At 60.6% G+C, this 13,576-nt stretch carries 15 protein-coding genes; 9 read left to right on the top strand and 6 right to left on the bottom strand.

All coding sequences use genetic code 11. From position 1 onward, the window contains the following. Nucleotides 1–13: 13 nt before the first annotated feature. The gene (locus BUB78_RS00750) at nucleotides 14–1,192 is read left to right on the top strand and encodes an ammonium transporter (RefSeq protein ID WP_073194016.1); all 1,179 of its coding nucleotides are present in this window, start codon (nucleotides 14–16) and stop codon (nucleotides 1,190–1,192) included. A 58-nt stretch (nucleotides 1,193–1,250) separates the two neighbouring features. On the opposite strand, the gene BUB78_RS00745 is transcribed toward BUB78_RS00750, so the two are convergent. Continuing rightward, on the bottom strand, nucleotides 1,251–1,697 hold the full coding sequence (locus tag BUB78_RS00745; RefSeq protein WP_073194015.1) for a type II toxin-antitoxin system RatA family toxin: 447 nt from the start codon (nucleotides 1,695–1,697) through the stop codon (nucleotides 1,251–1,253). Between the two features lie 82 nt (nucleotides 1,698–1,779). On the opposite strand from BUB78_RS00745, the gene hpt reads away from it, so the two are divergent. The 3 genes from hpt to BUB78_RS00730 all read left to right on the top strand — a co-directional run bounded on the left by hpt (nucleotide 1,780) and on the right by BUB78_RS00730 (nucleotide 3,474). After that, nucleotides 1,780–2,322 (top strand): hypoxanthine phosphoribosyltransferase, encoded by a 543-nt coding sequence (hpt, locus tag BUB78_RS00740; protein WP_073194014.1) that lies wholly within the window; start codon nucleotides 1,780–1,782, stop codon nucleotides 2,320–2,322. Continuing rightward, nucleotides 2,319–2,498, top strand: a complete 180-nt coding sequence (locus BUB78_RS00735; protein WP_073194013.1) for a hypothetical protein — start codon at nucleotides 2,319–2,321, stop codon at nucleotides 2,496–2,498. Before hpt ends, BUB78_RS00735 begins: the two co-directional genes overlap by 4 nt. Nucleotides 2,499–2,622: 124 nt before the next feature. Beyond that, nucleotides 2,623–3,474, top strand: coding sequence for a 3-oxoadipate:acetyl-CoA acetyltransferase (locus tag BUB78_RS00730; protein WP_073194012.1), 852 nt, complete (start codon nucleotides 2,623–2,625; stop codon nucleotides 3,472–3,474). Nucleotides 3,475–3,554: 80 nt separating this feature from the next. On the opposite strand, the gene BUB78_RS00725 is transcribed toward BUB78_RS00730, so the two are convergent. From BUB78_RS00725 to ectA, 4 genes are read right to left on the bottom strand one after another with little or no spacing between them, the layout of a single operon-like run. Further along, nucleotides 3,555–4,979 carry an aspartate kinase gene (locus tag BUB78_RS00725; protein ID WP_073194011.1) on the bottom strand — a complete coding sequence of 475 codons (1,425 nt, stop codon included), beginning with the start codon at nucleotides 4,977–4,979 and terminating at the stop codon, nucleotides 3,555–3,557. 16 nt (nucleotides 4,980–4,995) lie between these two features. Continuing rightward, complete coding sequence (locus tag BUB78_RS00720) at nucleotides 4,996–5,391, bottom strand: ectoine synthase (protein WP_073194010.1); 396 nt, start codon at nucleotides 5,389–5,391, stop codon at nucleotides 4,996–4,998. A gap of 7 nt (nucleotides 5,392–5,398) precedes the next feature. Then, nucleotides 5,399–6,691 carry a diaminobutyrate--2-oxoglutarate transaminase gene (ectB, locus tag BUB78_RS00715; protein WP_170864995.1) on the bottom strand — a complete coding sequence of 431 codons (1,293 nt, stop codon included), beginning with the start codon at nucleotides 6,689–6,691 and terminating at the stop codon, nucleotides 5,399–5,401. A 47-nt stretch (nucleotides 6,692–6,738) separates the two neighbouring features. Continuing rightward, the gene (gene ectA, locus BUB78_RS00710) at nucleotides 6,739–7,272 is read right to left on the bottom strand and encodes a diaminobutyrate acetyltransferase (protein ID WP_073194009.1); all 534 of its coding nucleotides are present in this window, start codon (nucleotides 7,270–7,272) and stop codon (nucleotides 6,739–6,741) included. A 237-nt stretch (nucleotides 7,273–7,509) separates the two neighbouring features. Between ectA and BUB78_RS00705 the strand changes: the two genes are divergently transcribed. From BUB78_RS00705 to BUB78_RS00685, 5 genes are all read left to right on the top strand, one after another. Beyond that, on the top strand, nucleotides 7,510–8,007 hold the full coding sequence (locus BUB78_RS00705) for a MarR family winged helix-turn-helix transcriptional regulator (RefSeq protein WP_073194008.1): 498 nt from the start codon (nucleotides 7,510–7,512) through the stop codon (nucleotides 8,005–8,007). Between the two features lie 148 nt (nucleotides 8,008–8,155). Further along, nucleotides 8,156–8,617, top strand: a complete 462-nt coding sequence (locus tag BUB78_RS00700) for a (2Fe-2S)-binding protein (protein WP_073194567.1) — start codon at nucleotides 8,156–8,158, stop codon at nucleotides 8,615–8,617. A gap of 3 nt (nucleotides 8,618–8,620) precedes the next feature. Next, on the top strand, nucleotides 8,621–10,861 hold the full coding sequence (locus tag BUB78_RS00695) for a xanthine dehydrogenase family protein molybdopterin-binding subunit (RefSeq protein WP_073194007.1): 2,241 nt from the start codon (nucleotides 8,621–8,623) through the stop codon (nucleotides 10,859–10,861). Between the two features lie 51 nt (nucleotides 10,862–10,912). Continuing rightward, complete coding sequence (locus BUB78_RS00690; RefSeq protein WP_073194564.1) at nucleotides 10,913–11,965, top strand: AbrB family transcriptional regulator; 1,053 nt, start codon at nucleotides 10,913–10,915, stop codon at nucleotides 11,963–11,965. A 57-nt stretch (nucleotides 11,966–12,022) separates the two neighbouring features. Next, nucleotides 12,023–12,778, top strand: coding sequence for an SDR family NAD(P)-dependent oxidoreductase (locus BUB78_RS00685; protein WP_073194006.1), 756 nt, complete (start codon nucleotides 12,023–12,025; stop codon nucleotides 12,776–12,778). 6 nt (nucleotides 12,779–12,784) lie between these two features. Here BUB78_RS00685 and BUB78_RS00680 read toward each other — a convergent pair whose 3' ends face one another. Further along, nucleotides 12,785–13,549: an ion channel gene (locus tag BUB78_RS00680; RefSeq protein ID WP_073194005.1), complete on the bottom strand. Its 765-nt coding sequence runs from the start codon at nucleotides 13,547–13,549 to the stop codon at nucleotides 12,785–12,787. Nucleotides 13,550–13,576 lie beyond the last annotated feature (27 nt).

The raw sequence follows: 13,576 nt of genomic DNA, 5'->3' as shown, positions 1-13,576 counted from the left end.
AAAGGGATTAAACATGAACGGAGCGGATACCGCCTGGATCATCGTGGCAACGGCGCTTGTGCTGTTTATGACATTGCCGGGGCTTGCGCTGTTTTACGGCGGGCTGGTACGGGCGCGAAACGTGCTGAGTGTCTTCATGCAGTGCTATGCGATCGCCTGTCTGATGAGCGTGCTCTGGCTTGTTGCGGGGTATTCCATTGCCTTTGGCGATGGCAACGCGGTCTGGGGTGGCCTCGGCAAGATGTTCCTGAACGGGGTCACCGCCGATAGCCTCTCGGGCACCCTGCCCGAGGTTTTATTCTTCGCCTTTCAGATGACATTCGCGATCATCACCCCGGCCCTGATTGTCGGCGCCTATGTCGAGCGGATCGGCTTTGGCTTTGTCCTGTTGTTCTCGGGGCTTTGGATGTTGCTGTGCTATGCGCCGGTGACCCATTGGATCTGGGGCGGCGGGTTTCTGGCCGATGGCGGCATTTTCGGCGAGACCGGCGTCAAGGATTTCGCCGGCGGCATCGTGGTGCATGAAACCGCGGGCCTCGCGGCGCTGATCATCGCGGTGATGCTAGGGGCGCGCAAGAACCGGACCACGCCGCCGCATAACCCCGGTTTCGTGATGATCGGGGCGGCGATGCTCTGGGTTGGCTGGTTTGGCTTTAACGGCGGCTCACAGCTTGCGGCGGATGGCGGGGCGGCGATGGCCTTGACCGTGACGCATATTTCGGCGGCGACCGCTTCGCTGAGCTGGGCGCTCTGGGAAAAGATCAAGTTCGGGCGCGCCTCGCTTGTGGGTATCGTGACCGGCACCATTGCAGGCCTTGCCTCGATCACGCCCGCAAGCGGCTTTGTGACCCCGGTCGAGGCGCTTATCATCGGCGCGATTGCCGGGGTGCTGTGTCAGGAGGCGGTCAACCTGATCCGCGAAAAGCTCAAGATCGACGACACGCTGGATGTGTTTGCGGTGCATGGCGTGGGCGGCATCTTTGGCACCATCATGATCGCGGCCTTTGGCGCGGGCACCTGGGCGGCGCAGCTTGGCTCGCTCGCTATCGTGGGCATCTTTACGACGGTGGTCACCGTGGTTCTGATCAAGCTGGTCTCGCTTGTGACGCCGCTTCGGGTTGATCTTGAAACCGAAACCAACGGTCTTGACCTAAGCGTTCACGGCGAACGCGCCTATGACATGAGCAGCTAGGCCAACCTCCGGGGCGACCTCAAGGCGGGCCCTTTCGGGGGCCCGTTTTCACATCGAGCTAGCCGTACAGAGCATCCGCGCGCTCTTCAAAGGCGCGCACGATCCGCTTCATCGCCTCATAGAAAAACAGATCAGCTGCGGACTGCAGCAACCTGTTCTTGAACGCGAAATCCACATCAAAGGCCACCTCGCAGCCGCCGGTCACATCGCGGAATTGCCAGTTTGATTTGAGATATTTGAACGGCCCGTCAAGATATTCGGTCTCGATCCGGCTTTTCTCGGGCCATAGGACGACACGGCTTGTGAAGCGCTCGCGGAATACCTTGAAGCTGATCACAAGATCGGCCTCCATCACCTCTGATCCATCGTCCCAGGGCGTCACGCTGCGCACGCGCGCGGCGGCCGTCCAGGGCAGAAACTTGGGATAGCTGGCCACATCGGCCACCAGCCCATACATCTGATCCGCTGAATAGCGCAGGGTGCGTGTCTCGGAATGTGATGGCATGAGGGCCCCGGATTTGCAGTGGTTTTCGCGTGACAGTGGCGCGCTTTGTCATAGACTGGGGCGGAAACTTCAAGGGGGTGTTATGCCGGATCGTCCTTATGTGATCGACAAACTGATCTCAGCCAAAAGCATCGCCGCCCGCATCGAGGCGCTGTCACACGAGATCGAGGCCGAATTTGCAGGCACCGAAAAGCTGACTGTAGTGGGTCTTTTACGCGGCTCGTTCGTGTTCATCGCCGATCTGGTGCGCGAACTTGACCTGCCGGTCGAGGTGGATTTCGTTGAAACCTCGTCTTACGGAAATTCCACCGAAAGCAGTAGGGAAGTTCGCATTCTCAAGGACTTGCGGGGCGACATTGAAGGGCGCGATGTGCTGGTGGTCGAGGATATCGTTGACACGGGACATACGCTCTTTCATGTGCTTGGCCTGCTCAATAGCCGCCGGCCGCACAAATTGCGCACCATTGCGCTTTTGGATAAACCCTCGCGGCGTGAAGCCGATATTCGCGCCGATTGGACCGGGTTTGAAATTCCGGACGAATTCGTTGTCGGCTATGGTATCGATTTTGCCCAGAGAAACCGCAACCTGCCCTATATCGGCAAGGTGCGTTTTACCGACGGATGAATATCATGTGGCTGTTGCGCATAGCCCGTTGGGCGCGCAACCCGCCGGGGCCCGCGCAACGGCGCATGCTGTTGGTGGTCATCGGGCTTGCGGTTGTGATTGGCGGGATCGAGTTTCTCTTTGGCTGGCCCGAGGCCCTTGGGCTAGAGCCGCAACGCCGCTTTTGGCGCCCCTGACCCGGCCCTGCGCAGACATATGACGACCGCGAAAAGCGCGGAAAAACTCTGATCGCCAGACCTGACGGATCACGTTATCCTGTCGGTATCTGCCTTGAAGGCGCCAATGAATCGGTAATACAAAATGTCTGAAGCCCCCAGCACCTCCCCCTGCATCATCTGCGTCGCGATCACCGGATCGGTGCCGACGCAGGCCGACAATCCGGCGGTTCCGGTGACGATCAGCGAACAGATCGAAAGCACCCATGCCGCGTTTGAGGCCGGGGCCAGCATCGCCCATTGCCATGTGCGCGACGACGCCGGCAAGCCCACCTCGGACGCCGAACGGTTTGCCCGCCTGAAGGAGGGGATCGAGAAACATTGCCCCGGCATGATCATACAACTTTCGACCGGCGGACGCTCTGGCGCAGGCCATGAGCGCGGCGGGATGCTGCCGCTTCGGCCCGACATGGCGTCGCTTTCGGTGGGGTCAAACAACTTTCCGACCCGGGTTTACGAGAACCCGCCGGACCTGGTGAACTGGCTCGCCAGCGAGATGATCAAGTATGACGTCAAGCCCGAGATTGAGGCGTTTGATCTGTCGCATATTTTTCATGCCGCCCTGATGCACAAGCGCGGCCAGATCAAAGATGTGCCTTACGTGCAATTCGTGATGGGCGTGAAAAACGCCATGCCCGCCGACAAACATGTCTTTGATTTTTATGTACAAACCGTCAAGCGCCTGTTTGGCGACGTCCCTTGGTGCGCGGCAGGCGTGGGGCCGAAGCAGATCGTGGTCAACGAATGGGCGATTGCGGCGGGCGGGCATGCGCGCACCGGTCTTGAGGATAATATCCGCCTTGACCGTGGCACCCTGGCGCCGTCCAACGCAGCGCTGGTCAGGCGCACCGTCGGGGTATGCGAAAAGCACGAGCGCCCCGTTGCCACATGGCAAGAGGCGCGTCGGATTCTTGGCCTGCGCGCGGTCGCGGCCTAGGCTCTGGCCTTATCGCCGCCGCGTCACAGGGGCCGATGTCTCCGGTGGCCGCGCAAGGAAACTGCCCGGCCACCCCGGTGTTATGCGGCGCGTATCAGACGGGGTTCGCCGGTCTCGATAAACGCGCTATGCATGGCCCGGATCGCCGGTTGCAACGCATCACGGTCGAGGATGAACTGCACGTCGACATTGCGCGGCCCCTGGCTTGCCCCGATGGCAGAGAGCCCGGCATCGGCAATCGCGAGCAATCCGCGTGTCAGGACCGATAGGCCACTCAGATCGCGCCCGATGACAGAGGCCATCGACAGGGTCCGGGTGGAAATCTCGGCGGCAGGAAAGGCCTGCGCGATATCCTTCTCGACCCGGCGCATCGTTTTGAGCGAGGTGTCGAGATAATGCGTGATCGTGTTGGCGTTCGATACCTTAGAGACAATCCGCACGCCATGGCGCGTCAGGATGTCAAGGATGGTCGCATCATATCCCTTCACACCAACCATGTCCTGCTCAAAAACTTCCAGTGATACGATATCAAGGCCGGTGACGATCTCGACAGCGGGCACATCGGCCGGCTGATCGTCGATCAAGGTGCCGGAATCCTCTGGCTCAAAGGCGTTGGTCACCCGAAGCGGCACGTCAGCCTGACGCAGCGTTTTGGCGGCTTGCGGGTGGATCGCCTCCATTCCCATATTCGAGAGCTGATCAGCAACGTCGTAATTGGTGCGCCCAAGCTTGCACACAGCATCCTCGCCCACGATCTTGGGATCACAGGACGAGAGGTGAAATTCCTTGTGAATGATCGCCTCGCGCGCGCCTGTCAGCGCGGCGAGTCTGGAAAAGGTCACCTCGGAATACCCGCGGTCAAATTCGCGCATCAGACCTTTGGCGCATTGCGCATAGCCGGTGACGATGGGCATTTCGCTCTGCGGGTCGATTTTGTCCATCGCCTTGGAAATACGCTCTTCCAGGGTGACATCGCCCTCATCTCGCCAGCCCGACAGATCGACAAACCGCGCGTTTGCACCTGCGCGTTGCAGCAAAAGCGTCGTCACAAAGGCCGAATGGGCCTCGCCCAGCCCGGACAAAAGCTCTCGGATCTGCAGCATATGTTCGGACAGGCGAAAATGCCCGTAGGTGCACAGGCGCTGCAAATCAATCAGACAGTTGCGCGCTCCGAGGATACGTTCGGCAACAAAGGCGTCGGCCTGCTCGATATCGGCGCGATGAGTCAGCACCTCGCGCTGGAGCGTGTTCATCGCGTCCTCGACCCGGGTCAGCGCCTCATGCCAGCCGTGATCGGTATCGGCATTGGCAAACAAGGCATAAACGCCGGGCTCGCCGGTTTTTTTATGCTCGAGGAGCAGGTTCGTGATCCCGCCAAAGGCAGAGACCACGAACACGCGACCATACAGGTCGTCCCCCTCACGGGACCCGATAAACAGGGTATCCTTAAGCTCATTCACGCGAGACATGGATGTCCCGCCGATTTTCTCGACAGTATGTTTCATATTCTGTCTCGCCGAATTAATCGGCAAGCTCCTCTGCTGGCGCATAAGATCCGTCTTCTCGATGCACTTCCGTACCCGTCACCGGCGGATTGAAGCAGCACGCCATATGCAGCTCTTCTTCGGCGCGCAGGATGTGTTTGTCATGCAGGTTCAAGGCGTACATCACACCGGGCTTGATCTCATGGGTCTCGCCGGTGGCAATGTCGGTGATCGATCCCTTGCCCTTCATGCAGTAGACGCTTTCAAAGTGGTGCTTGTAGTGGAACGTATGCTCCGAGCCCGCTTCGAGAACGGTGATGTGGAACGAAAAGCCCATCCCGTCATCTGCCAGCAACATCCGGGTCGACGTCCATTTTGCGTCGGCAATATGGCGGTCTGTGCCCTGCAATTTGTTGAAATCACGTACAATCATCCTGCTATCACTCCGCAGCTATTTTCATGTCAGTTGTCACGTCGCTGGTCGCTTGCGCAAGGATATTAAACCCTTCGCGCATGATCTGTGGCGAGGTGGTGAGCGGTGCGAGATACTTGATGACTTCATCGTGCGCCCCGGAGGTCTCGATCACAAGACCAAGGTCATAGGCCCGTGCACAGATCGCGGCCGCCAGATCGCCCGAGCCGACATCAACGCCCTGCATCAGGCCCCGGCCCTTCAGGCTGGCACCCTCGACAAGCGCGGCGATGTCGCCCAACGCGGTGGTCAACACAACCGATTTGCCCGCGATCGCCTTTTCAAATGCGTCATCGGACCAGAATTTCTCCATCGCAACACGGGCCGTGACAAAGGCATGAGTATTGCCGCGGAACGTGCCGTTGTGTTCGGCCGGCTTCCAGATGTCGTGCTCGGGTTTTATCAGCAACGCCGCAAACGGCAGACCGAAGCCGGACAACGATTTCGCCTGAGTGATCATATCCGGTTCGATCTTCGCGTTCTCGAAGGAAAAGTACGTGCCCGCACGCCCACAGCCGGACTGAATGTCGTCGACGATCAGCAAGGCACCATGCTTTCGGGCGATTTTCTCGATGCCCTGCATCCATGCGTCAGAGGCCGCGTTCAGGCCGCCCTCGCCCTGGATCGGTTCAAAAACAAAAGCCGCAGGCGCGTCGATGCCCGACGACGGGTTCGACAGCATCGCATCGATCAATCCCAGCGTATCGACATCTTCGCCAAGCGAGCCCTCAAACGGCATATGGGTCACATCACTGAGCGACCCGGTGCCCGCGCCACCGCGTTTGGACGCATTGCCCGTCAGCGCCAGAGCGCCCATGGTCATGCCGTGAAACCCGTTTGTGAAGGCGATCACATTGCGGCGGCCAGTCACCTTGCGGGCCAGCTTGATCGCAGCCTCGACGGCATTGGTCCCTGTCGGGCCGGTCATCATCACCTTGTAATCCATCCCGCGCGGGGCAAGGATGATCTCTTCAAAGGCCCTGAGAAAGGCGCTTTTCGCATCCGTGTGAAAATCAAGGCCATGGGCAATGCCGTCGCCCGAGATATGATCAATCAGGGCGGCCTTCATGTCGGGATCGTTATGCCCGTAGTTCAGCGATGAACAGCCCGCCAGAAAGTCGATATAGCGGTTGCCGTCAGCGTCAAAAAGCTCTGATCCGCGCGCCTCGGTAAAGATTGCCTTCATGTTGCGGCAATAAGAGCGGGCCTCGCTCTCGCGGCGGCTATAGATAGAAGTATTTCGTGCCATGTCATTGGCCATTGGGTGTCCTTTCCCTTTTGTGAGGGGTCGTCGTGAGAGGGGGTGTTTTAGGCGACGCTGCGCAGCTTCATCCTGCGTGGCAGGGTGATGCTCACCAAATGCTCGGTGTCATGAGCGCCGTCAAAATGCGCGTCCTTCTTGAAGTGAGGCGTATCCGTCAATTCACCGCCAATATCGTCGGCAAAACTACGGAACAGCCCCCAGGAGGCGGCATTATCCTTGGTGATGGTGGTCTTGAGTGTCGTGGCATCCCTGATTTCATCACGATCAATGAGATCCAGAAGCATGATCTTGCCAAGACCGATGCCGCGGGCGTCGGGGCTGACGGCGACCTGCCAGACAAAAAAAGCATCCTCACCCGGAATCATATGACCCGATATCCAGCCAATGATCTCTCCGTCCATTTCCGCCACCACGCAGGTGTCGCTGAAATGATCGGCCTGGATCAGGTTGGCATACATCGAGTTTTCATCAAGTGGCTTGCAGGCACGAATCAGCTCCCAGATTGCGGCTCCGTCATTTGCATCGGGCTTGCGCAGGTTTGGGTTGCACTTTGAGTCAGTACATCTGTCTTTCGGCATTTGGTCGCGCCCCTCTTGATTGTTACCGTTTATGAAATAGTGTAGCCGCCATATTACTTCAAGAATAAAACTACATTTCCCCGTAAACGCGGCAATATGCCTCTATAAGCAACTTTTTAAGGATTTTTTAATTCGGAATGCAAATTACCTTTTGTGTATAAATTTTACAATTGCGAAGCGTTTTTCAGAAATGTTTAGACGATTGAAGGATTTCAAGGCTTCGTGCAAGATGGCGCCATGACAGACAAACCGCACGACCGTACTGATGAAAGCCTGATCGCCCTGCGACGCATCCTGCGCGCAACCGAACTTTACGCGCGCGACCTTGCACAGGCGGTGGGGGTGACACCGGCGCAGCTTCGGGTGATCCAGATCGTCGACGACAAGACCAGCGCCACCCCAAAGACCCTGGCCAATCAGATGCGCGTGAGCCAGGCGACGATTACGACACTGGTCGACAAGCTGGTGGCGCGTGGGCTGGTCAAAAGAGTGTCCTCCGAGCGGGACCGGCGCCAGATCAACGTCTTGATGACCGACCTGGGCCACAACGTGCTTGAAAAAGCGCCTGATGCTCTTCAGCAACGCTATGTCCGCGCCTTTGCAGGCCTTGCCGATTGGGAGCAGGCCCAGCTTGTTTCGTCGCTCGAACGCGTCGCCGACATGCTGGATGCTCAGAATATCGACGCATCCCCTGTTCTGGCGACAGGCGAGCTTGGATTGGGCAAAAAACTCTGACCCGTCCGCGGCGCTTGATTGCCCCCGCCGGTATGATCCCGACACCACCCGGGCCCGGCGTTCAGCCGGCGCGCCGTCTGGAGCGCTGGACACCTAAACTAATCAGTTTATGTTTCGCGGCAACGAGACCGCAAAAAGGGGCATGAGCATGCAACTGACCGTCAATGGCGCCGAGTATGATATCGAGGACCTTGAACCCGACATGCCACTTTTGTGGGTGTTGCGGGATGAACTGGGACTAAAAGGTCCGAAGTACGGCTGTGGCATCGCGCAATGCGGGGCCTGTACGGTGCATATCGACGGGGTTGCCGTGCGCTCTTGCCAGGTGCCCGCAGGCGACGTTTGGGGCGCGGTCACCACGATCGAGGGGCTTGGCACGCCCGAGGCCCCGCACCCGGTTCAGGCCGCCTGGATCGAGCATCAGGTCGCGCAATGCGGCTATTGCCAGTCGGGCCAGATGATGCAGGCCGCAAGCCTTTTGGCCGAAACCCCAGTCCCGAGCGACGCCGATATCGACGATGGCATGTCGGGCAACCTGTGCCGCTGTGGCACCTATCCGCGCATCCGCGAGGCGGTAAAGACCGCCGCCGCCAAGCTGAGCGAGGGATAGGTCATGGGAGGGTTCAAAACCATTGCCCGTCGCACGTTTCTGATCGGCTCTGCGGCCATGGTCGGGGGCGTCGCCTTTGGCGTCTATAAATACAGGACACCGCATGCCAACCCGCTGCTCGATGACCTGCCCGAAGGCGCGGCGGCGCTCACGCACTATGTTCTGATCACCGGGCAGGACATCACCCTGATCACGCCGCGCGCCGACAAGGGGCAAGGCGCGACCTCGGTGCAGGCGGCCTTGATCGCCGAGGAACTGGATGTCGAGCTTGACCAGATCAAGACCGACCCCGGCCCGCCAAGCCCGGCCTATTACAACACCGCCTTGTCGGGGGATGCGGTGCCGTTCCGATCAACCGACGATAGCGTGCTTGCCGAAACCACGCGCGCAGTGATGGATGCGCCGATCAAGTTTATCAGCCTGCAAATAACCGGCGGCTCAACCACGGTGCCGGATGGCTATGACAAACTGCGCATGGCCGGGGCGGTGGCGCGCGAAACGCTCAAGGCGGCGGCGGCGCAGATCCACGGACTTGACCTGGCCGCCCTGATCACCGAGAGCGGCGCGGTGATCCTGCCCGATGGCACCCGCGTGCCCTATCAGGCCCTCGCCAGCACCGCCGCCACGCTTGAGCCGGTGACCGAGGTCACGCTGCGCGCACCCGATCAGTGGCGCTTGCTTGGCAAACCGATGCGGCGGGTTGATATCCTGGCAAAATCCACAGGCACGCAGGATTATGGCATCGACCAGACCCATCCCGGCATGTTGCACGCCGCGATCCGCCTCAACCCGGCGCAGGGCGGTGAGATGCGCGGTTTTGACGCCAGCGAGGCCGAAAAGATGCGCGGTGTGGTCAAGGTTGTGACCGTCACCGGCGGCATCGGCGTGATTGCCGACAACACATGGCGCGCCTTTCAGGCGGCTTTGGCGGTGGAGGTCGACTGGGCCCCCGCCCCCTATCCCGCCGAAATGGAGGGCCATTGGACCGCGCTCAGCAAGAGTTTCACGCCCGAGCGTCAAGACAGCCAGTTTCGCGACGTCGGCGATGTTGACGCGACCTTAGCCCAAGGCAGCGACCTGAGCGTTGAGTACCGCGCGCCCTACCTCGCGCATGCGCCGCTAGAGCCGGTCAATGCCACCGTGCTTGTCGGCGAGGGTCGCGTTGACGTGTGGACCGGCACGCAAATACCCGGATTCGTTCAGAAAAACGTCGCGCACCTGACCGGGATTGACGCGCAAAACGTGCATATCCACGCCCTGATGATCGGCGGAAGCTTTGGCCACCGCCTTGAAGATGACGTGGTGCGCCATGCCACGACGCTGGCGATGGCGATGCCCGGCACGCCGATCAAGCTGACCTATTCACGCGAAGAGGACATGACCCATGACTATCCGCGCCAGATCGCCATGGCGCGCGGTCGGGGCCGGGTCATTGGCGGTCAGGTCGAGACCTTTGACCTTGGCATCGCCATGCCCTCGGTCATGGCCTCGCAGATGAGCCGTCAGGGCCTGCCAACACCGGGGCCGGACCTTCAGATCGTGGCCGGTGCCTGGGATCAGCCGTTTGATATCCCCAATTACCGCGTCACCGGCTATCGCGCGCCGGAGCTGGCGCCGATCAGTTCGTGGCGCTCAGTCGGGGCCTCGTCGAACGGGTTTTTCCACGACTGTTTGCTGGATGAGCTGATCCATGCGGCGGGGGCCGATCCCTTGGCCGAACGCCTGCGGCTCTGTGATCATCTCCCCTCTCGCAAGGTGCTAGAGGCGGTGGGCGAGATGTCGAACTGGGGCGGTACGCTTGGTCCCGGCCAAGGGCGCGGCGTGGCCTTATGCCTGTCGTTCGGGGTGCCCTGCGCGCAGGTGATCGAGGTCAGCGATACCGGTGCGGGGATCAGGATCGACCGGGTTTTCGTCGCCGCCGATGTGGGGCGCATCCTTGATCCGGTCAATTTCGAGGGGCTTGTCAAAGGCGGCGTGATCTTTGGCCTTGGCCATGCGATGAATTGCGAGGTCACCTATGCGGGTGGCGCGGCCGAACAGGAAAATTTCGACAGCTTTCCCGGCATGCGGCTTTATCAATGCCCCGAGATCGTGGTGCGCGGACTTGAGAACGCCGGCAAGATTCGCGGCGTCGGCGAGCCACCCGTGCCCCCCGCGGCCGCGGCCCTTGGCAATGCGATCTTTGCCGCCACCGGCACGCGGCTTCGGGAAATGCCGTTCAACAAGTTTGTCGATTTTGCCTGACGTGCGTGCGCCCTCTTGCAGCGGGGCGCGCGCGATGCTTGAACTATGGCCATGCGCCACCTGATCACAACCCTTGCCCTGCTCGGCCTCTCGACCGCCTCTGGCGGGCTTGCGCAGGTCATCGGCGTACCCTTGCCCTTCATGCTTGGGCCGTTGGCGGTGTCGGCGCTTGTGGCGACGGTGCTGCCACATCGCTTGCCTGAGGGGTACGGGTTCCCGCCGCGCCTCAGGCTGGTGTTCATTGCCATTATCGGGCTGATGATCGGGGCGCAAGTGACCCCGGCGCTGTTCACCGAGGCGCATGATTTCATCTATAGTTTTGGCGCGCTGACGGTGTTTGTCGTGTTGGCGCATGGCATGGGCTATGCGATTTTTCGCCGCCTTGGCGGCTATGATCCGGTCACCGCATTTTACGCAAGCACGCCGGGCGGGCTTTATGAATCCATCGCTCTTGGCGAGGCGGCGGGCGCGGATATGACCCGGCTGATGCTGCAACAATTCCTGCGGATCATCGTTGTGGTGACGGCGGTGCCGATCGGCCTGTCGGTCTGGCTTGGCGCCCCGGTGGGGAGTTCTGCGGGCATGACAATGGCGCGCGCCGATGTGCCATGGTCCGACCTGCCGCTGATTGCGGTTGCGGGGGTTGCCGGGCTTGGGCTTGGGCATATGCTGCGCCTGCCTGCCGGGCAATTGACCGGGCCGATGGCGCTTGCGGCGGTGCTGTCTTTGACCGGGCTGCTTGGGTTGGAGATTCCGCAATGGCTGGTGAATATGGCGCAGATGGTGCTGGGCACGGCGCTTGGCATGCGCTTTACCGGGCTGAGCCGGGGGATGATCCTGCGCGGGGCTGGCCTGTCGATTGTGTCGGTGGCGATGATGCTGGCGCTTGGCGGGGTCTTCGCGTTTGTCCTGCACCAGATCACATCAGAGTCGGTCGATGTGTTGCTGATCAGCTTTGCGCCCGGCGGGGTGACCGAAATGGCGCTTGTCGCACTTAGCCTCAATGCAAACCCGGCCTTTGTCACGCTGCATCACATCTATCGCATCCTGCTGACGGTGCTTGGGCTTGGGGTGATCACCCGCCTGCGCGAACGCCGCCTTTGACAGGGGCGCGCGCAAGCGTTATCTGAACATATGTTCATTTACTGAAGGGAAGCCGCCATGCGCATTCAGGACACAGCCGCGATCATCACCGGCGGGGCCTCTGGCCTTGGCGAGGCCACCGCGCGCCACTTTGCCGAGATGGGGGCCAAGGTCACCCTGCTTGATCGCGACGCCGAGCGTGGCCGCGCGGTGGCCGCCGAAATCGGCGCCACATTTGTCGAAACCGATGTCACCGATGAGGCCTCGGTCGCGGCCGCGATCAGCGCCGCCAAAGCCGCCATGGGCCGGATCAACGCCGCCGTGAACTGTGCCGGGATCGCCACAGGCGAAAAGACCCTTGGGCGCGACGGGCCGCATAGTCTGGCGGCGTTCAAACGCACCATCGACATCAACCTTGTCGGCACCTTCAACGTCGCCCGCCTTGCCGCCGCCGAAATTGCCCAGAACACAGCCGCCCCGGATGGCGCGCGCGGCGTGATCATCAACACCGCCTCAATCGCGGCCTTTGACGGGCAAAAGGGCCAGACGGCCTATGCGGCGTCAAAAAGCGGGATTGTTGGCCTGAGCCTGCCGATGGCACGCGATCTGGCGCGTGACGGGATCCGGGTGATGGCGATTGCGCCGGGGATTTTCATGACGCCGATGCTCAGGGGCCTGCCGCAAGAGGTACAGGACAGCCTTGCGCAGGACGTGACCTGTCCCAAGCGGCTTGGCGATCCGGCGGAATATGCCGCGCTTGCGCGTTTTATCGTCGAATGCGGCTATCTCAACGGCGAGGTGATCCGGCTCGATGGCGCATTGCGGATGCAATAACCGCGCCTAAATGGCGCCCTCGGTCTCGATCTTGAGTTCGCGGCCGCAATGCTTGCAGTGGATCGCGTCCGGGTCATGGCGCATCAGCCCGCAATCGGGACATTTGTAGCGCACCTTGGCGGGTGTAAAAATCGCCTTGGCCAGCCGCAGAAAAAGACCCACGCCAACCACCATGATCCCCACAGACAAAAGCCGCCCAAGGCCGCTTGTCATGGTTATATCGCCAAACCCGGTCGTCGTCAGAGTCGCGACGGTGTAATAGAGCGCGTCAACATAGGTCTCTAGCCCCGGCTCTTTGCCGCCGCGCAGAACAAACACCAGGGCCGTCATCGCAAAAATGAACACCGTCAGGTTCACCGCCGCGACAATCGCATCCTCATGATAGCGGAAAAACTCTGAATCGCGGCGCAGATCGCGCAAGAGATGATAGGAATGCACCAGCCGCAGCGCCCGCATGAGCCGCAGCATCGCAAGCCCCTGCCCCATGAACGGCGCCGCAATCAGCGAGATCAGCACGATGATATCCACCATCACGTAAAACTGGCGCAGGTGGCGCATTTTGTCGGGCGCGATCCAGAAGCGACAGATAAGATCGGCCAGCATCAAAACCGCCACCACCGCATCCACCGCCAGCAAAAGCGGAGTAAAGGGCATCGCCGCTGTTGCCAGAAAGAACAGGATCGTGACCGCGTCAAAGATCAGCAAAGCATAGCGAAATCGCGTGGCGCGCTTGCTGCGGCCCTCGTAAAGCAGGCGAATCCTGTCTTTCATCTGCACCGGCTCCTGTTTGACCCCTCC

The sequence above is a fragment of the Roseovarius marisflavi genome (genome assembly GCF_900142625.1).
Taxonomy (GTDB): Bacteria; Pseudomonadota; Alphaproteobacteria; order Rhodobacterales; family Rhodobacteraceae; genus Roseovarius; species Roseovarius marisflavi.
This window is presented reverse-complemented; position numbering and strand designations above follow the sequence as displayed.